The sequence below is a fragment of the Phenylobacterium parvum genome (assembly GCF_003150835.1).
In the GTDB taxonomy this organism is placed as follows: Bacteria; Pseudomonadota; Alphaproteobacteria; order Caulobacterales; family Caulobacteraceae; genus Phenylobacterium; species Phenylobacterium parvum.
The window spans coordinates 909,140-926,328 of record NZ_CP029479.1 but is presented as its reverse complement, the minus strand read 5'-3'; the positions used below and the strand labels follow the sequence as shown (position 1 = coordinate 926,328).

Annotated in this window: 15 protein-coding genes; 6 read left to right on the top strand and 9 right to left on the bottom strand. The window is 72.3% G+C overall.

Translation table 11 applies throughout. From position 1 onward, the window contains the following. Window positions 1-23 precede the first annotated feature (23 nt). The gene (locus tag HYN04_RS04400) at window positions 24-1,439 is read left to right on the top strand and encodes an MFS transporter (protein WP_110449632.1); all 1,416 of its coding nucleotides are present in this window, start codon (window positions 24-26) and stop codon (window positions 1,437-1,439) included. Window positions 1,440-1,509: 70 nt separating this feature from the next. Here the strand turns inward: HYN04_RS04400 and HYN04_RS04395 are convergent, their stop codons facing one another. Next, the gene (locus HYN04_RS04395) at window positions 1,510-2,511 is read right to left on the bottom strand and encodes an NAD(P)H-dependent flavin oxidoreductase (protein WP_110449631.1); all 1,002 of its coding nucleotides are present in this window, start codon (window positions 2,509-2,511) and stop codon (window positions 1,510-1,512) included. Between the two features lie 814 nt (window positions 2,512-3,325). Here HYN04_RS04395 and HYN04_RS04390 point away from each other — a divergent pair. Further along, window positions 3,326-4,462: a serine hydrolase domain-containing protein gene (locus tag HYN04_RS04390; RefSeq protein WP_110449630.1), complete on the top strand. Its 1,137-nt coding sequence runs from the start codon at window positions 3,326-3,328 to the stop codon at window positions 4,460-4,462. A 17-nt stretch (window positions 4,463-4,479) separates the two neighbouring features. Beyond that, the gene (locus tag HYN04_RS04385) at window positions 4,480-5,610 is read left to right on the top strand and encodes a serine hydrolase domain-containing protein (protein WP_110449629.1); all 1,131 of its coding nucleotides are present in this window, start codon (window positions 4,480-4,482) and stop codon (window positions 5,608-5,610) included. Window positions 5,611-5,810: 200 nt separating this feature from the next. Here the strand turns inward: HYN04_RS04385 and HYN04_RS04380 are convergent, their stop codons facing one another. Next, a complete protein-coding gene (locus tag HYN04_RS04380; RefSeq protein ID WP_110449628.1) occupies window positions 5,811-6,227 on the bottom strand; it encodes a PIN domain-containing protein in 417 nt (138 codons plus the stop codon). 13 nt (window positions 6,228-6,240) lie between these two features. Next, a complete protein-coding gene (locus HYN04_RS04375; RefSeq protein WP_110449627.1) occupies window positions 6,241-6,507 on the bottom strand; it encodes a FitA-like ribbon-helix-helix domain-containing protein in 267 nt (88 codons plus the stop codon). A 261-nt stretch (window positions 6,508-6,768) separates the two neighbouring features. Here HYN04_RS04375 and HYN04_RS04370 point away from each other — a divergent pair, with 261 nt between their 5' ends. Further along, window positions 6,769-8,190, top strand: a complete 1,422-nt coding sequence (locus HYN04_RS04370) for a methylmalonyl-CoA mutase family protein (protein WP_110449626.1) — start codon at window positions 6,769-6,771, stop codon at window positions 8,188-8,190. Further along, window positions 8,190-10,340, top strand: coding sequence for a methylmalonyl-CoA mutase (scpA, locus tag HYN04_RS04365; protein WP_110449625.1), 2,151 nt, complete (start codon window positions 8,190-8,192; stop codon window positions 10,338-10,340). The genes HYN04_RS04370 and scpA overlap by 1 nt, the downstream gene beginning before the upstream one ends. 431 nt (window positions 10,341-10,771) lie before the next feature. On the opposite strand, the gene HYN04_RS04360 is transcribed toward scpA, so the two are convergent. After that, window positions 10,772-11,503 carry a PdaC/SigV domain-containing protein gene (locus HYN04_RS04360; protein WP_110449624.1) on the bottom strand — a complete coding sequence of 244 codons (732 nt, stop codon included), beginning with the start codon at window positions 11,501-11,503 and terminating at the stop codon, window positions 10,772-10,774. Window positions 11,504-11,511: 8 nt separating this feature from the next. Continuing rightward, window positions 11,512-12,663 (bottom strand): hypothetical protein, encoded by a 1,152-nt coding sequence (locus tag HYN04_RS04355; protein ID WP_110449623.1) that lies wholly within the window; start codon window positions 12,661-12,663, stop codon window positions 11,512-11,514. On the opposite strand from HYN04_RS04355, the gene HYN04_RS13405 reads away from it, so the two are divergent. Continuing rightward, window positions 12,664-12,960 carry a hypothetical protein gene (locus HYN04_RS13405; RefSeq protein ID WP_162599535.1) on the top strand — a complete coding sequence of 99 codons (297 nt, stop codon included), beginning with the start codon at window positions 12,664-12,666 and terminating at the stop codon, window positions 12,958-12,960. Here HYN04_RS13405 and HYN04_RS04350 read toward each other — a convergent pair. The 4 genes from HYN04_RS04350 to HYN04_RS04335 all read right to left on the bottom strand — a co-directional run bounded on the left by HYN04_RS04350 (window position 12,891) and on the right by HYN04_RS04335 (window position 17,173). Then, complete coding sequence (locus tag HYN04_RS04350) at window positions 12,891-14,036, bottom strand: hypothetical protein (RefSeq protein WP_110449622.1); 1,146 nt, start codon at window positions 14,034-14,036, stop codon at window positions 12,891-12,893. The two genes, HYN04_RS13405 and HYN04_RS04350, sit on opposite strands and share 70 nt — an antisense overlap. A 185-nt stretch (window positions 14,037-14,221) precedes the next feature. Beyond that, the gene (locus tag HYN04_RS04345; RefSeq protein ID WP_110449621.1) at window positions 14,222-14,749 is read right to left on the bottom strand and encodes a methylated-DNA--[protein]-cysteine S-methyltransferase; all 528 of its coding nucleotides are present in this window, start codon (window positions 14,747-14,749) and stop codon (window positions 14,222-14,224) included. A 2-nt stretch (window positions 14,750-14,751) separates the two neighbouring features. Beyond that, entirely contained in the window at window positions 14,752-15,774 is a 1,023-nt protein-coding gene (locus tag HYN04_RS04340) for a zinc-dependent alcohol dehydrogenase family protein (RefSeq protein WP_110449620.1), read from the bottom strand. A 238-nt stretch (window positions 15,775-16,012) separates the two neighbouring features. Beyond that, complete coding sequence (locus tag HYN04_RS04335) at window positions 16,013-17,173, bottom strand: MFS transporter (RefSeq protein ID WP_110449619.1); 1,161 nt, start codon at window positions 17,171-17,173, stop codon at window positions 16,013-16,015. Window positions 17,174-17,189: the final 16 nt, after the last annotated feature.

The window sequence follows — 17,189 nt, the reverse complement described above, 5'->3', positions numbered from 1 at the left end:
TTCTTTCAGGTCATCCGGACAACATGTCCCTTCCAGAAACGCCCCAGGGGGCCGCCGGGAAGGCGGACTGGCGGGTCCCGGCCATCATCGGCGGGGCCCTGCTCATGCAGACCCTCAACGCCACGGTCCTGACCAACGCCCTGCCCACCATGGCCGTCTCCCTGGGCGTCGAGCCGCTACGGCTGAACCTCGCCATCACTCTCTACATGCTCGCCGCCGCCGTCTTCCTGCCGGTCAGCGGCTGGGCCGCCGACAGGTTCGGCGCCCGTCGGGTCTTTGTCGCCGCCATCCTTCTCTACGCCCTGGCCTCCGCCGCCTGCGGCCTGGCCGGATCCCTTCCGGCGCTCGTGGCCGCCCGGATCGCCCAGGGCGCGGCGGGCGCCCTCATGGGCCCGGTCGGCCGGCTGGTCCTGTTGCGCACCACCCCCAAGTCACAGCTTGTCGGCGCCCTCTCCATCCTGACCATGCCCGCCCTCCTAGGCCCGGTGATCGGCCCGGTCCTCGGCGGCGCCATCGTCACATTCGCCGACTGGCGCTGGATCTTCTTCATCAACCTCCCCATCGCCGCCGTCGGCCTCGTCCTCGTCCTGCGCCACGTGCCCCGGGTGGCCGGGCAGGACGTGGCGCCCATCGACTGGCCGGGCGTGGCCCTCACTGGCCTCGGCCTCGCCGCCCTGATCTTCGGATTCGAGAACCTGGGACGCGACGTCCTGCCGCCCCTCCTTGTCGCCGGCCTCTTCGCCCTGGGCCTGGGGCTCCTCTGGGCCTATGCCCGCTACGCCCGCGGCAATCCCCACGCCATCCTGGACACCAGCCTCTTCCGGGTCGGCACCTTCCGGGCCTCCGTGGTGGGCGGAGGTTTCATGCGCATGGCCATGGGGGCCAACCCCTTCCTGCTGGCCCTGCTCTTCCAGGTCGCCATGGGGATGAACGCCCTCCAGGCCGGCCTCCTCACCTTCGTCAGCGCCGCCGGCGCCCTGGTGATGAAGACCGCGGCGCCGCCCATCCTGCGCCGGTTCGGCTTCCGCCGGGTCCTGGTGGTCAACACCTTCATCGTCGGCCTCAGCTTCATGGCCTGCGCCGCCTTCGGCGCCGCCACGCCCCACCTCGTGATCGTCGGGGTCCTCCTGGTCGGCGGCTTCTTCCGCTCCCTCCAGTTCACCAGCCTGAACGGCATGGCCTACGCGGACATCGACCCCGAGCGGATGAGCCGCGCCTCCACCCTGTCTTCCATGGCCCAGCAGCTCGTCCAGTCCATCGGCATCGGCCTCGCCGCCACCCTCCTGCACGTCTCCATGCAGGCGAGGGGCCTCACGACCCTCACCGTCGAGGTCGTCGCCCCCATCTTCCTGGTCATCGGCGCCGTGACCTTCGTCTCCCTCGCCTTCTACCTGCGCCTCCCGAAGGATGCAGGCGACGAGATGAACGGGCGGGCCTGACCCGGGGCGAACACGAAAAAGGGGGCGGAGCCTGCGCCCCGCCCCCCCGTTCTCAGTCCAGTCCGTCGGCTCAGACCGCCGCCAGATGCCGCCCAGAGGTCAGGGCCGTCTTGGCCGCCAGCTCGGCCTTGGCCGTCTCGTACTCCGCCGCCAGCCGGTCGACAAAGTCCGCCGTCGAGGGGATGTCGTTGAGCACGCCGATGCCCTGGCCGCAGCCCCAGATGTCCTTCCAGGCCTTGGCCTCGGTGTTGCCGCCCGAGCCGAAGTTCATCTTCGAGGGGTCCGCCTGGGGCAGGTTGTCCGGGTCCAGGCCCGCCCGCTCGATGGAGGGGCGCAGATAGTTGCCGTGCACGCCGGTGAAGAGGTTCGAGTAGACGATGTCCTCGCCCGAGCTCTCGACGATCATGTCCTTGTAGCCCTGGACGGCGTTGGCTTCCTTCGTCGCGATGAAGGCCGAGCCCATATAGGCCAGGTCCGCGCCCATGGCCTGGGCGGCCAGGATGGAGCGGCCGCAGGCGATGGAGCCCGACAGGGCGATCGGCCCGTCGAACCACTGGCGCAGCTCCTGCATCAGGGCGAAGGGCGACAGGCCGCCCGCGTGGCCGCCGGCGCCGGCCGCCACGGGAATCAGGCCGTCGGCGCCCTTCTCGATCGCCTTGCGGGCGAACTTGTCGTTGATCACGTCATGCAGGATCACGCCGCCCCAGGAATGGATCTCGGCGTTCACGTCCACATTGGCGCCCAGCGAGGTGATGACCACCGGCACGTTGTACTTCTTGCAGAGGGCCACATCCTCATCGAGCCGGTTGTTCGTCTTGTGGACGATCTGGTTCACGGCGAACGGGGCGGAGGGCCGGTCGGGGTTCTTGCGGTCCCAGTCGGCCAGCTCCTCGGTGATCCGGGCCAGCCACTCGTCCAGCTGGCTGATCGGCCGGGCGTTCAGTGACGGGAACGAGCCGACGATCCCCGCCTTGCACTGGGCGATGACCAGGTCGGGTCCGGAAATGATGAACAGCGGCGAGGCGATGACGGGCAGGCGCAGGCGCTGGGAAAGAATGGGAGGCAGGGCCACGGGCGAATTCCTGTTCTGAAACCTGAATGTTTACGTCGTACAATAGAGCCCCGGAGCAAGAAAGCCCCGGGTCGCCGGCGAACGGCCGGCGACCATTCTAACCCTCCCGCCGCCGGGGGAAAGGGGGAGCCGCGGCGACGGGGATTGACCCCCTCAGTCGGCTCCGCCGGGAGCTCCCCCTTGGGGGAGCAATTGAGCGCTCTCTAATTCCTCCCCCCAGAGGGAGGTGGACCGGGACGCCAGTCCCGGGACGGAGGAGGTCAACGGCGACGGGGATTGACCCCCTCAGTCGGCTTCGCCGACAGCTCCCCCTGATGGGGAGCAATTGAGCGCTCTCTAATTCCTCCCCCCAGGGGCAGGGCTATTGCATATGGACTCCGCCTATCGAACGACTTGCGTATGCAAGATCTGCTCGATCGAAAAGCTGTGAACAAAACAAAAACGGTAGCCGCTTCCTGGATAACAGACGCTCACCCGTTCCGGTTCCTTTTCCGAGGCCCCGCCAAATGCGATTCCCCTGCCCCCAGGGGGAGGTGGACCGGGACGCCAGTCCCGGGACGGAGGGGGTCAACGGCGACGGGGATTGACCCCCTCAGTCGGCTTCGCCGACAGCTCCCCCTGATGGGGAGCAATTGAGCGCTCTCTAATTCCTCCCCCCAGGGGGAGGTGGACCGGGACGCCAGTCCCGGGACGGAGGGGGTCAACGGCAAGGCCGCGCCCACCCCCAGCCCAGCCGGATGCTGGACGCCGCCGCGTCGGGCTGTCAAACCTGCGCCGGAAACGCGGCCTGCGAGGCCGTACAGGGGGAAACATCATGGGAATGGAAGTGCAGGGGACCTGTGATCCCCGTTTCGAAGGCGTCCGGCAGGCCTTCGCCGGTAACCTGGAAAACGGCCTCGACGTCGGCGCGTCCTTCGCCGCCACGGTGAACGGAGAGTTCGTGGTCGACATCTGGGGCGGCTTCGCCGACCCGGCCAAGACCCGGCCCTGGGAGAAGGACACCCTGGTCAACGTCTACTCGACCACCAAGACCATGACCGCCCTCACCGCCCTCCTCCTGGCGGACCGGGGCGAGCTCGACTTCCACGCCCCCGTGGCGAAGTACTGGCCGGAGTTCGCGGCGAACGGGAAGGCCGCCGTCACCGTCGCCCAGCTCATGGCCCATTCCTCCGGCCTGTCCGGCTGGAAGGAACCGATTTCAAAGGCCGACCTCTACGACTGGGACAAGGTCACCACCCTGCTCGCCGCCCAGGCGCCTTTCTGGGAGCCCGGCACGGCCCCCGGCTACCACGCCCTCACCCAGGGCTACCTGGTGGGCGAGGTCGTCCGCCGCATCACCGGACGCAGCCTCGGCACGGTCTTCCGCGAGGAGATCGCCGAGCCCCTCGGCGCCGACTTCCACATCGGCCTGCCCGCCAGCGAGGACGACCGCGTCGCCGAGCTGATCCCGCCCCCGCGCGGCGGGGCCATCGAGGACGGGGCCATGTCCGAGCTCACCGCCAACATGGCCACCAATCCCGGCATCGACGTCCGTGAGACCCGCACCCGCGCCTGGCGCGCGGCGGAGATCCCCGCCGCCGGCGGCCAGGGCAACGCCCGCTCCATCGCCCGGGTCCATTCCATCCTCGCCAACGGCGGGGAAGTGGATGGCCGGCGCTACCTCTCCGAGGCCGGCTGCCGCCGGGCCCTCGAGCTGCAGGTCGAGGGGCACGACAGGGTGCTCAACACCCCCGCCCGCTTCGGCCTTGGCTTCGGCCTCGCCGGCGGGGTGCTGCCGACGCCCAACGCCAGCGTCCTCTACTGGGGCGGCTACGGCGGCTCCCTGGCGGTCATCGACATGGAGAACCGGGCGGCCTTCGGCTACGCCATGAACCGGATGGAATCGACCACCACGGGCGACGTCCGCGCCGTCGGCCTCGTCATGGGCATGTGGGGCGCCCTGGCGGGCTGAGAGAACGGGATCACGACATGAGCGTTGAAGTCCACGGGACCTGCGATCCCCGTTTCGAAGGCGTCCGCCGGACCTTCGCCGGCAACCTGGAGAGCGGCGCCGACGTCGGCGCCTCCTTCGCCGTCACCATGAACGGCGAGATGGTCGTCGACCTGTGGGGCGGCTGGGCCGATCCGGGCCAGACCCGCCCTTGGAAGAAGGACACCCTGGTCAACGTCTATTCCACGACCAAGACCATGACGGCGGTCACCGCCCTCCTCCTCGCCGACCGGGGGCAGCTCGACTTCCACGCCCCCGTCGCCCGCTACTGGCCGGAGTTCGCCGCCAACGGGAAGTCCGCCGTCACCGTCGCCCACCTGATGAGCCATTCCTCGGGCCTGTCCGGCTGGAAGGAGCCCCTCACCGTCGAGGACCTCTACGACTGGGAGAAGGCCACCGCCCTCCTCGCCGCCCAGGCGCCCTTCTGGGAGCCGGGGACCGCCCCGGGCTACCACGGCATGACCCAGGGCTTCCTGGTGGGCGAGGTCGTCCGCCGCATCACCGGCGCTAGCCTCGGCACGGTCTTCCGCACCGAGATCGCCGAGCCCCTGGGCGCCGACTTCCACATCGGCCTGCCCGCCAGCGAGGACCACCGGGTGGCCGAGCTCATCCCGCCTCCGCCGGGCCAGGGCATGGCCGAGGGCGACGACCTGCCCGAGCTCACCGCCAACATGTCCAACAACCCCCGGGTCGAGGTGGCCGTCACCCAGACCCGCGCCTGGCGCGGCGCCGAGATCCCCGCCGCCGGCGGCCACGGCAACGCCCGCGCCATCGCCCGGGTCCACGCCATCCTCGCCAATGGCGGCGAGGTGGATGGCCGCCGCTACCTGTCCGAGGCCGGGTGCCGCCGGGCCCTGGAGTTGCAGGTCGAGGGCCAGGACCTGGTCATGCACGCCCCCGCCCGCTTCGGCCTCGGCTTCGGCCTCGCCGGCGCCTCCATGCCGACGCCCAACCCCAACACGATCTTCTGGGGCGGCTACGGCGGGTCCCTCGCCATCATCGACATGGATGCCCGCACCGCCTTCGGCTACGCCATGAACCGAATGGCCCCCACCACCACCGGCGACATGCGCGGCTTCGGCCTGATCATGGACATCTGGACAGCATAGGCCGGACCCAATGGCTCCCCCAAGGGGGAGCTGTCGGCAAAGCCGACTGAGGGGGGCAACGGCCCTCGCCGCAGACCCCCTCCGGCCCGCTGCGCGCGCCACCTCCCCCTGATGGGGAGGAATTACGGAGCGAATTGCTCCCCCGAGGGGGAGCTCCGACCGAAGGTCGGTGAGGAGGTCAACGGCCCTCCGGCCGCGCCTCATTCCTCCCAGGGGTTGATCACGGCCAGGCCTGCGGCGTTGAACGCGCTGGTGTCCCCGGAAGCCACGGCGAACCCGTTCGCCGCGGCGATCGCGGCGATGTAGCCGTCGGGGGTCGGGGATCCCTTCCCCGCCGTGCGGACCCGGACCGCCAGGTCGGCGTAACGCCGGGCCGCCGCCGCATCGAAGGGCAGGACCCGGCCCGCGAAGACGTCCAGCAGGCCATCGACCCGGGCCGCGAGCAGGGTCTTCCGCCGGCCCTCCGCCAGGACGCCGATGCCGAACAGGAGCTCGGCGACGGTGACGCTGGACAGGAACAGGGTCTCCGCCACCTGGGCGTCAAGCCAGGCGCGCACCGACGGGTGAGGCTCCGGCTTGATCGCCTCGGAGATGACATTGGTGTCGAGGAGGATCATGCCCGGCACCCCCTCATTCAAAGATCATGGGCTCGGCAGGCCGCCGGTCACGGACCAGTTCGAGGGAAGACTCGAGGGCCTCGATGTCGGCGTTGGTGAGGCCCAGTTCCCGGCTGGCTTCCGACAGGGCCGTGCCCAGCCGCAGTCGGCCGTCGGGCCGCACGGCGGCCTCAAGGATGGCGCGCATCTCGGCCTCGGTGCTGCGATCATGCAGGGCCGCCCGGACCTTCAGGGCGCGATGCACTTCCTCGGGAAGGTTGCGGATGGTGACTGCCGGCATGATGGCGTTGATCCTGGATTGATTTCAACGCTATCATTGTAAGCAAATTGATATCATCATCCAAGCCTTCTCGTCCCTGGCCGCAGACCCCCTCCGGCCCGCTGCGCGCGCCACCTCCCCCTTGGGGGAGGAATGACTCAACAATTGCTCCCCCGAGGGGGAGCTCCGACCGAAGGTCGGTGAGGGGGTCAACGGCCTTCCCCGACGTCCCCCCGTCCCGCCGCTTGACGACCGTGCCCCCCGCGCCCATCAAACGGGGCGATGACACCCGCCTCGCTTGCAGACGCACCCGCCGCCGCCGAATGGCGCAGCCTGGTCGAGAAGACCCTCAAGGGTCAGTCCCTCGACACCCTGGTCTCGGCCACGGCCGAGGGCCTGCCCATCGCCCCGCTCTACCTGCCGGGCGAGGGCCCGCGCACGGCCCTGGGCCTTCCCGCCCGGGACGCCGAGCGGCCCTGGGACCTGAGGTCCGTCGTGGCACACCCCGACCCGGCCCGGGCCAACGCCGACCTCCTGGCCGACCTGAAGGGCGGGGCCGCCTCGGGCCTGGTCCGCATTGACCCGACGGGCGCCTCGGGCGTCGCCGTCGGCTCGGCGGCCGGCCTGGAGACGGTGCTGAAGGACGTCATCCTCGAGATCGCCCCCGTCGCCCTCGACGCCGGCTTCCTCGGGCCGCAGGCGGCCGACTGGCTCGCCGGGGTCGCGCGCGGTTCCCCCTCCGCGAAGCTCAACTTCCACATGGACCCCCTCGGCGCCCTTGCGGCCCAGGGCTCCAGCCCCGGACCGGTCGAGTCCCACCTGGTCTCCGCCGCCACCGTCGCCGCGCGCCTCGCCGCCCGGCACCCGCAGGCGGGCCTCTTCCTGGCCTCGGGCCGCATCGTCCACGAGGCGGGCGGCGGCGAGGCGGCAGAGCTGGCCTTCGCCGCGGCCAGCGCCCTCGCCTACGCCCGGGCCGCCGTCCGGGCGGGCCTGTCCATGGAGGAGGCCTGGGGCGGGACCTGGCTGGGGTTGTCCGCTGACGCCGACTACTTCGTCACCCTCGCCAAGGTCCGCGCCGCCCGCGCCCTCTGGGCCCGGCTCACCGGCGCCTGCGGGGTCTCCGTCCCCGCCCGGATCGAGGCCCGCTCCTCGCACCGCATGCTGGCGGCGAAGGACGCCTGGACCAACATGCTGCGCCTGGGCGCGGCCTGCGCCGGCGCGGCCATGGGCGGGGCCGACGCGATCGTCCTCGGGACCTTCACCGACCCCCTGGGCCTGCCCACCGCCTTCGCCCGCCGCCAGAGCCGCAACACGCAGCTGGTCCTGATGGAAGAGGCCCACATCGGCCGGGTGGCCGACCCGGCGGCCGGGGCGGGCTATATCGAGGCCCTGACGGACGCCATGGCCCGGGCTGCCTGGGCCCGCTTCCAGGCCCTCGAGGCCGCGGGGGGCGTCATCGCCGCCCTGGAGTCCGGCCTTGTCCTGCGCCAGGCCGAAGAGGCCGCCGAGGCCCGCGCCGCCGCCGGCGAGCCGCGCATCGTCGGCGTCACCGCCTTCCCGCCCGAGGCCGAGGCCCCCATCGAGGTTGAGGCCGCTCCCGCCGTGACGGCCGCCGCCGCCCCCGACCCGCGCCTGCCGGGGCCGGACACGACCTGCCCGCCCCTCGTCCCCGTCCGCCTGTCCCAGGCCTGGGAGTCCCGCTGATGAGCCGCGCCTTCCCCGACTTCGCCGCCCTGGACTACGCCCCACCGGCCGACGCCGCCCCGGCCTCCGGCGCCGCCTGGACCACGCCGGAGGGCATTGACGTGGCGCCAGCCTACGGCCCCGCCGACGTCGCCGGCCTGGCCGATCCCGGCTTCCCGGGCCTCGCCCCCTTCACCCGGGGCCCCTACCCGACCATGTACCTCACCAACCCGTGGACCATCCGCCAGTATGCGGGCTTCTCCACGGCCGAGGATTCCAACGCCTTCTACCGCCGCAACCTGGCGGCCGGTCAGATGGGCCTGTCCATCGCCTTCGACCTGGCCACCCACCGGGGCTACGATTCCGACCACCCGCGGGTGAAGGGCGACGTCGGCATGGCCGGCGTGGCCATCGACTCCATCCTCGACATGCGCACCCTCTTTGACGGCATTCCGCTGGACAAGATGAGCGTGTCCATGACGATGAACGGGGCGGTCCTGCCGATCCTGGCCCTCTACATCGTCGCCGCCGAAGAACAGGGCGTCGCCCACGCCCAGCTTTCGGGCACCATCCAGAACGACATTCTCAAGGAGTTCCTGGTCCGGAACACCTACATCTATCCGCCCGGACCCTCGATGCGGATCATTTCCGACATCTTTTCATACACTTCGCGCGAGATGCCGAAGTTCAATTCCATCTCGATCTCGGGCTATCACATCCAGGAGGCCGGGGCGACGCTGGACCTGGAGCTGGCCTACACCCTGGCCGACGGCATCGACTATGTCCGCGCCGGCGTGGCCGCGGGCATGACGGTGGACCAGTTCGCGCCCCGCCTGTCCTTCTTCTGGAACGCGGGCATGAACGCCTTCATGGAGATCGCCAAGCAGCGGGCCGGCCGCCTGCTCTGGGCCAAGCTCATGAAGGAGAAGTTCGATCCGAAGGACGCCCGGTCCCTGGCCCTGCGCGCCCACACACAGACCTCGGGCTGGAGCCTGGCGGCCTCCGACGTCTACAACAACGTGCCGCGCACCCTGATCGAGGCCATGGCGGCGACCGGGGGCCAGACCCAGAGCCTGCACACCAACTCGCTGGACGAGGCCCTGGCCCTGCCCACCGACTTCTCGGCCCGCATCGCCCGCAACACCCAGCTCTTCCTGCAGCTGGAAAGCGGCCAGAACCGGGTCATCGACCCCTGGGGCGGCGCCTACTATGTCGAGCGCCTCACCGCCGAGCTGGCGGCCCGCGCCCTTGAGCACATCGCCGAGGTCGAGGCCCTGGGCGGCATGGCCCGGGCCATCGAGGACGGCCTGCCCAAGCGGCGGATCGAGGAGGCCTCGGCCCGCACCCAGGCCATGATCGACTCCGGCCGCCAGAGCGTGGTCGGCGTCAACCGCTACCGGCCCGAGACCGCCGACGTCATCCCCGTGCTCAAGGTCGACAACACCGCCGTGCGCGAGCGCCAGCTGGAGAAGCTGGCCCGGCTGAAGGCCGAGCGCGACCCCGCCGCCGTCGAGGCCGCCCTCAACGCCCTGACCGAGGGCGCGAGGGGCGGCGCCAACCTCCTGGAGCTGTCCGTCGAGGCGGCCCGGGCCAAGGCCACGGTGGGCGAGATCTCCCTGGCCCTGGAAAAGGTCTTCGGCCGCCACAAGGCGAAGGCCGACGCCGTCCAGGGGGTCTACCTCAAGGCCGCGGGCGAGACCCCGGCCGCCGTCCGCGCCCGCGCGCTCACCGCCGGCTTCGCCGAGGCGGACGGCCGCAAGCCCCGCATCCTGGTCGCCAAGATGGGCCAGGACGGCCACGACCGGGGCCAGAAGGTGATCGCCTCGGGCTTCACCGACCTGGGCTTCGACGTCGACATCGGCGACCTCTTCCAGACCCCGGCCGAGGCCGCGGAGCTGGCCGTGCAGAACGGCGTCCACGTCGTCGGCGCCAGCTCCCTGGCCGCCGGCCACCTGACCCTGGTGCCCGAGCTCAAGGCCGAGCTGGCCCGCCTGGGCCGCCCGGACATCCTGGTGGTGGTGGGCGGCGTCATTCCTCCCGAGGACTTCGACGCCCTGCGCGAAGCCGGCGTCGCCGCCATCTTCACCCCCGGCACGGTGGTGCCGGAAGCGGCCATTGAGGTCATGGACCGACTGAACGAGGCCCTCGGCTACGCCCAGCTAAAGGGCTGAACGCGCAGGGCGGAGGCGGGCCAGGTTCCGTCCGCACAAACGGCGCCCGAATTCCTCCCCCCAGTGGGAGGTGGACCGCGCAGCGGGCCGGAGGGGGTGAGCTGAGGGGCCGTTGACCCCCTCAGTCGGCTTTGCCGACAGCTCCCCCTGATGGGGAGCAATTGGCGCTCTAATTCCTCCCCATGGGGGAGGTGGACCGCGAAGCGGGCCGGAGGGGGTCTGCTGAAACGGGGTTTGACCCCCTCACCCGGCTTCGCCGGGAGCTCCCCCTTGGGGGAGCAATGACTCCGTAATTCCTCCCCATCAGGGGGAGGTGGCGCGCGCAGCGCGGCGGAGGGGGTCAACGGCCCTTCCGCGGGTCCCCTCACCTGGCTGCCCCGGAACGCCCACCCGATCGGCGGCAATAGGGTCGGTTTCAGGCTCGACCCCGTCTAGGGCCCGAAGGCCGCCCGGAACTCCGGCTTCACCGCCTGCAACACCGCGGGGGTGACCGGGAGGGTGATGTCGTAGGCGCCCTCGGCGTAGGGCCCGGCCGCATAGGGCCCGACCAGCAGGCCGATCCGGTTGAAGGTCTTCCGGTTCGAGGAGCCCAGGATCAGGGTCTGCTCCGATGGGGCGATACAGGCGTCGAAGTCGTCCCCGCTGGCCCGGTCCACGGGCTCGCCCCGGCGCACCGCCCTCTCGCGGTCGAGGGCCTCACAGAAAGGCCCGCGGATCGCCGCGTCCAGGGCCTGGGCTGAGACGAAGAGGTCCAGGGGCATGCGCGCCACCCCGGCGGTGCGGTCCCAGACCCGGGAGTCGAAGCCCGAATTCGGATGCGCCCCGCCCTCGTAGGTGCTGACCGCCTGGGACAGGCTGAGCCAGCCCGGCAGGTTGGTCACCACCTTCCACTCCGCCGCGTACTGGAAGGGAACAAAGCGCAGGTCCGGATCGGCCGCAGCCGCCCGGCGGGCCTCGCCGGCGTCGCTGGCCAGGCTGCGGCGCAGCTCGGACTGTTCCGCCGCCATCCTGGCGCGAAGGGCCGGGATGGCCTCCACCTCCGCCGGCCAGCGGTAGGCGAAGTCATAGTCCGCGGTCTTCACCGAAACCCCGCCCGCCTTGGGCGCAGGGCTGGCGGCGACCAGCAGCACGGCGACGGCGGCGAGAAGGATCCGGCCTGGCATGGCGCGCCTCACACGGTGTCCCCGGCCGCCGCCTCGGCCAGGAGGTAGAGCCGCCCCGCCTCGGTGGAGAGCAGGGCCCCGACCTCGCGGCCCGAGCGGTCGCGGCGGTTGGCGGTCTCGATCTCGGTCTGGTAGCGGGCCAGGAAGTCCATGACCGACCGGCGCATGCGCGGCTCCTCCAGCAGCCGGCGGGCCAGCTTGCGGGTGGCGGCGGGGGCGAGGCGGCGCACGGTCTCCCGGGCCAGGTCCCCCTGTCCGTCGGTGATCATGCTCGAAAGCTCGTCCACCCGGGTCACGGGCAGGAGCACCGTGGGATCAATGCCGAGGGCGCGGATCTCGTCAGCCAGGAAGTCCATGGACTCCACCTCCGGCCCCGTCCTCTGGCCGTCGGCGTCCACCGTCGAGAGCAGGTCCCGCCAGGTCCATCCGCCCCCCGCCGGCGGCGTGCGGGCGGGCCCGGCGCCGCTGGCCGGGCGCGGCGTGGCGGGAGCCGGATCGAGGCGCAGGCCCTCCAGGGCCTCGGGCGGTCCGCCAGCCGCCTCGAAGATCTCGGCGAAGGCGGCGTCATCCGCCGGGGCGGCGGGGGTCAGCTTCAGACGCCGGCGGCCGGCCTCGGCCGCCTCAGGCGCCGGAGCGGGCGTGGGCGCGGCGACGGGCGGCGGGGCCGGCTTGGGCGCAGGAGGCTCCGCCGCCGCCGCGGGGATCGGGGCGCCTACGGCGGAGGGGACCGGGGCGCCTCCGGCGGCGGCCACCGAGCCCATCATCTTCACGGCCTCGCTCAGCATCTCGAAATTGCGGCGGACCCGGTCCTGGAAGGCGGCGTCGATGGCCTGGGTCTCGGCGGCCGTGCGGCGGGCCTGGTCCATCAGGCCGTCCATGCTCTCGGAGACGGCCTCGCGAACCTGTTCGGCCTGGGTGCGGGCCCGCTCCGGAAGGCTGGCGGCGCGGTCCTCGATGCGGGACAGGATGCCGGCCAGCTCATCCAGGGTCCGGCGGGCGGCCGAGGCGCCCTGCTCCAGCCGGCGGGCCGTGGCGTCGCCCGCCTCCTCCACCATCTGGGCCGAGCGGCTGATCAGGCCGCGCGCCTCCTCCAGCCGGGTCTCGAAGACCTGGTTGGCCTTCTGGCCAGCCGAGAAGGCGGCCTCGGCCAGCTGGTCCACATGGGCGCGGGCGGCGTCGGCGTTGCGGTCGGCGGCCTTGCGGGTTTCCTCGGCGGCGGCGCTGAGGGCCTCGATGGCCGCGCGGGTCTGGGCCTCCAGCCTCTGGCGCTCCTCGGCGGCGGCTCGGGCGACAGCCTCCAGGGCGTGGCGGGTGGACTGGCCGAACTCGTCGCGCTCGGCCCGCGCGGCGTCGGCGAACTCGCGGAAATGGGCGGCGGCCTCCTGGATCAGGGACGACAGGGCCTCGCCCCCTTGAGGGCGGAGTCGCGCATGTCGGCGGCGGACAGGCGCGCCTGACCGCCCACCTCGGAAAGACGGGCCAGATGCGCCTCACCCTCGGCGGCCAGGCCTTCCTGCTCGGCGCGCAGGGCCTGGGCGGCGGCGAGTATGCCCGTGCGCCGGGCCTCCAGGGTGCGCTCCACCCCGGACATGTGCTCGGCCAGGCTGGCGCCCGCCCCCTCCAGGCGGACGGCCTGCTGGCCCAGGGTCTCCCCGGCGGCGCGGGCGGAGTCGGCCAGCCGGCCGGCGGCGTCGGTGAATCCGGTCGAACCGGCGGTGAAGGCGGCTTCGGCCTCGCGCAGCTGGGTCTCGGCCAGGTCCGAGACCTCGCCCACCAGACGCGCCTGCCGGGCGATGGCGTCGGTGACGGCGGTGGTCCGGGCATCGAGGCCCGAGGCCAGCCCCTCCAGCCGCTCGCGCTCGCGGCCCAGGCCCGCGGCCATCTCGCCGGCGGCGGACCCCGCCGTGCGGGCGGCGGCGTCCAGACGGCCCGCCTCGGCCTCCATGGCGGCGCGCAGGCCCTCGAGCTGGCGCGCCATGCGCTCGGCGGCCTCCCCGGCCCGGGCGACTTCGGCCTGCAGACCGGTGGCGATCTCGCCGGCGCTGATGCCCGCGGCGACCGCCGGGGCGACCATCTCGTCGGCTAGGCGCGCGGCCCGCCCGCTCTCGCGGCGCAGGCGCCGGCCCTCGACGAAGAGGCTGGCGGCCACCCAGACCAGGCCCGCCGGGCCCAGGGCCATGGCGGCCAGGATCAACAGGACGAAGGGGTCGTGGTCGAAGGGTGACTTGCCCTGCCGGTAGCCGAGGGCGAAGGCGATGGGCGCAAGGGCCCAGAGGATGGAGACAAAGGCCGCCGCCAGCCAGGCCGGGGCGTCGGAAGGCGCCTTCGCCGGCCGGCGGCGCACGGGCGACGGGGCCGCCGCGAAGACCGGCGGGGCGGGCTCGGACTGGCGCTCGGGCTCGGGCTCGGGCTCGGGCGCGGCCTCCGGCGCGGGCCGGGGCGCCGCCGCCTCGACAGCGGCCTCGGCAGTCGCCTCGACAGCGGCGTCGGCCTCGACTTCAGTCGTGGGGCGGTCTTCAGCGGGATTGGACATGTCGGCGGGCTTCCGGAAGGCAGCGCGGAAGCTTCAGCCGGCGCCGAATTCATCCGCTACGGAAAGGACTTAACCACGAAGCTACGCCTTGAGAAAGCCGACTCTTCGGCGCTTTCACAGGCTTTGGGCCGCACCACCGGGGGGTTTCTTAGGAAGGTGTCCCAACTCTCTGTTTTACAAGGTTTTCAAGCCGGATGAACCTGGAGGCCTGCACCTTCGTGCGCCAGGAGCCAGGACTTGCGCTCCAGCCCGCCGGCGTAGCCGCCCAGGCCCCCGCCCGAGGCCACCACCCGGTGGCAGGGCTGCACCAGGCCGACCGGGTTGGCGCCGTTGGCCTGGCCCACGGCGCGCACGGCGGCGGGCCGGCCCACCTCCCGGGCGAGGTCGGCATAGCTCCAGGCGGCGCCGGCGGGGATGCGCCTCAGGGCCGCCCAGACCTGGCGCTGGAAGGCGGTGCCGCCCTCTGCGACCTCAAGGCTGTCGAGGGCCTGGAGGTCCCCCGCGAAATAGGCCGACAGGGCGCTGGCCACCGCCGCCGGGGCCTCGCCCGCCTTCACCCGGGCGCCGGGCCAGTAGCGGGCGACCAGCCGGTCCAGCCGCCCGTCGTCGCCGGCGAAGTCGAGGCCGTGGAGCCCGCCGCCCGCATCGGCGATCACGACCAGGTCCCCCAGGGGCGAGGGCAGGACGGCGCGGATCAGTTCAGGCCCGGCCACGGTCAGGCGCCGAAGGTCAGGACGATCTTTCCGAAGTGCTCGCCGGCCTGCATGGCGCGGAAGGCCTCGCGCACCTCGGTGAAGGGGAAGACCTTGTCCACGACCGGGCGGATGCCGTGCAGGGCGATGGCCCGGCACATGGCCTCGAACATCTCGCGCGAGCCCACCGACAGGCCCTGGAGCTTGGCGTTGTTGCCGATCAGGACCCCGGGATTGACCCCCTCGCCCGCCCCGGCCACCACGCCGATGATGGCGATGTGGCCGCCGATCCGCACCGCCCTCAGGCTCTGGTGGATGGTGCCGGCGCCGCCGACCTCCATGATGAAGTCCGCCCCGACCCCGCCGGTGGCCTCCCGCACCGGACGCGACCATTCCGGGGTCGCCCGGTAGTTGATCAGGTGGTCGGCGCCCAGCAGGCGGGCGCGCTCCAGCTTGGCGTCGGACGACGAGGTGACGATGGTCCTCAGGCCCGCCGCGTGGGCGAACTGCAGGCCGAAGATCGACACCCCGCCCGTCCCCTGCAGCACCACCGTGTCGCCGGGCTCCAGGCGGGCGTCCTCGAACAGGCCCCGCCAGGCGGTGAGGCCGGCGCAGGCCAGGGTCGAGACCTCCTCGTCGGTCAGGAAGTCGGGGACCTTCGAGACCCCCTCCTGGCTGAACACCTGCAGCTCGGCCCCTGCGCCCGGGATGGGGCTGCCCAGGGCGCTGGTCAGCTTCTCCACGGTCGCCCGGCCCGAGGTCCAGTTCTGGAAGAAAAGGGTCGAGACCCGGTCGCCGGGCTTCACCCGCGTGACGCCCTCGCCCACCGCCTCGACCACGCCGCAGCCGTCGGAGAAGGGGGTGATGGTCCCCGCCATGGCCGGGCCGCGGCTGTAGACCCCGCCCACCATCAACAGGTCTCGGTAATTCAGCGAGACCGCCTTCATCCGCACCAGGACCTGGCCATGGCCCGGCTTGGGCTCGGGACGCTCGACCACCTCGACGCGGTCGACGCCCCAGGGCTCGGAAACCTGAATTGCGCGCATGGGAACTCCTCCCGCTTCTGGATCTCTGGGCGGCCATAGTCCTCGAAGCCCGGCCGGACGCAAGGGGGAGGTCAGCGGCGACGGGGATTGACCCCCTCACCCGGCTTCGCCGGGAGCTCCCCCTTGGGGGAGCAATTACCTCCTAATTCCTCCCCCAAGGGGGAGGTGGACCGCGAATGCGGGCCGGAGGGGGTCAACGGCGACCGGTCTGGAGAACCGGCCAACGCGCAGGCAAGGTTCAGCCCTTCAGGCGAGGAAGCCGGTAGAGGGCGAAGGCGCCGGCCAGGCCCGCGGCCGCCATCACGGCCATGGCGAGGTAGCCCTTGGCGCCCACCGCATCGAACAGCGGCCCCGAGGCCAGGGTGGCCAGGCCGCAGAGCACGCCCCCCTGCAGGGCGGCGTTGATCAACTGGGCGGCCGAGGCGGTCTGCGGTCCCGAGAGCCGGGCCGCCAGCTGGATCGAGGCCAGGAAAACCGCCGTGTAGGTCAGGGCGTGGAGGGCCTGCAGCGGGACCAGGGCCCAGAGGGGCGGCGCAAAGGCCAGCAGGGTCCAGCGCAAAACCCCCGCCGCCCCGCCGATCACCAGCAGGTTCTTCGCCCCCAGCCGCCTCTGCAGGCCGGCGCCGAACCAGAGGAAGACCACCTCCACGGCCACGCCGACGCCCCAGAGCAGGCCGGTCAGGTTCTCGGGCAGGCCCTGCGCCTTCCAGGCCAGGGCGGAGAAGGCGTAGTAGAAGGCGTGGGCCGACTGGATCAGGCCCGCCGACCCCACCGCCAGCAGGAAGACCGGGTCCCGGACCAGGGTCTTCAGGCCCGCCAGCCCACCCTGGCCGTCCGCCGCCGCCCCGGGTCCGGGGGCCGGGTCCGGGGGCAGGAGGAAGCGGGCGCCCAGGGCCGTCAGGACGGCGGCGAGGATCATCCATCCCAGGGCGATATCCACGGAAACCGCGGTCACCAGCCCGCCCACGAGGGCCGCAGCGGCGATGTAGGCCAGGGAACCCAGTCCCCTCGGCAGGCCGTAGGTGAAGCCCTCCCGGGCCGCACGGTCCAGGGTGATGACGTCGATCAGGGGCGGCAGGGCCAGGTAGAGGCTGGCCGCCAGCAGCCAGGCCGCCGCCAGGCCCGCGAGGTTATGCAGCCCCGACAGGGCCAGGTAGGCCGCGCAGGTCCCGGCGGCCAGCCAGGCGATGGGCGTCCGGCGCAGGCGGAACCGGTCGGCCCAGACCGCCAGGGCCGGCGAGGTCACGATCTGCAGAAGCATGGGCAGGGAGAGGACCAGTCCCACCTGGGCGCCCGTCAGCCCCCGCTCGCTCAGCCAGACCGGCATGAAGGGCGTGCTCGCGCCATTGCCCACGTAGAGGGCGGCGTAGACCAGGCCGAGGCGAAGGGCGGTGGGCATGTCCCCGGCTAGCGCG

Bases quoted from the DNA above. Each gene is read 5' to 3' on its own strand.
- HYN04_RS04340 (WP_110449620.1), bottom strand. From the start codon at position 15,774: ATGCGCGCAATTCAGGTTTCCGAGCCCTGGGGCGTCGACCGCGTCGAG.
- HYN04_RS04335 (WP_110449619.1), bottom strand. From the start codon at position 17,173: ATGCCCACCGCCCTTCGCCTCGGCCTGGTCTACGCCGCCCTCTACGTG.
- HYN04_RS04375 (WP_110449627.1), bottom strand. From the start codon at position 6,507: ATGCCGGCAGTCACCATCCGCAACCTTCCCGAGGAAGTGCATCGCGCC.
- HYN04_RS04350 (WP_110449622.1), bottom strand. From the start codon at position 14,036: ATGTCCAATCCCGCTGAAGACCGCCCCACGACTGAAGTCGAGGCCGAC.
- HYN04_RS04385 (WP_110449629.1), top strand. From the start codon at position 4,480: ATGAGCGTTGAAGTCCACGGGACCTGCGATCCCCGTTTCGAAGGCGTC.
- HYN04_RS04400 (WP_110449632.1), top strand. From the start codon at position 24: ATGTCCCTTCCAGAAACGCCCCAGGGGGCCGCCGGGAAGGCGGACTGG.
- HYN04_RS04360 (WP_110449624.1), bottom strand. From the start codon at position 11,503: ATGCCAGGCCGGATCCTTCTCGCCGCCGTCGCCGTGCTGCTGGTCGCC.
- HYN04_RS04390 (WP_110449630.1), top strand. From the start codon at position 3,326: ATGGGAATGGAAGTGCAGGGGACCTGTGATCCCCGTTTCGAAGGCGTC.
- HYN04_RS04380 (WP_110449628.1), bottom strand. From the start codon at position 6,227: ATGATCCTCCTCGACACCAATGTCATCTCCGAGGCGATCAAGCCGGAG.
- scpA (WP_110449625.1), top strand. From the start codon at position 8,190: ATGAGCCGCGCCTTCCCCGACTTCGCCGCCCTGGACTACGCCCCACCG.
- HYN04_RS04370 (WP_110449626.1), top strand. From the start codon at position 6,769: ATGACACCCGCCTCGCTTGCAGACGCACCCGCCGCCGCCGAATGGCGC.
- HYN04_RS13405 (WP_162599535.1), top strand. From the start codon at position 12,664: ATGGGCGCGGGCGGCGTCGGCGTTGCGGTCGGCGGCCTTGCGGGTTTC.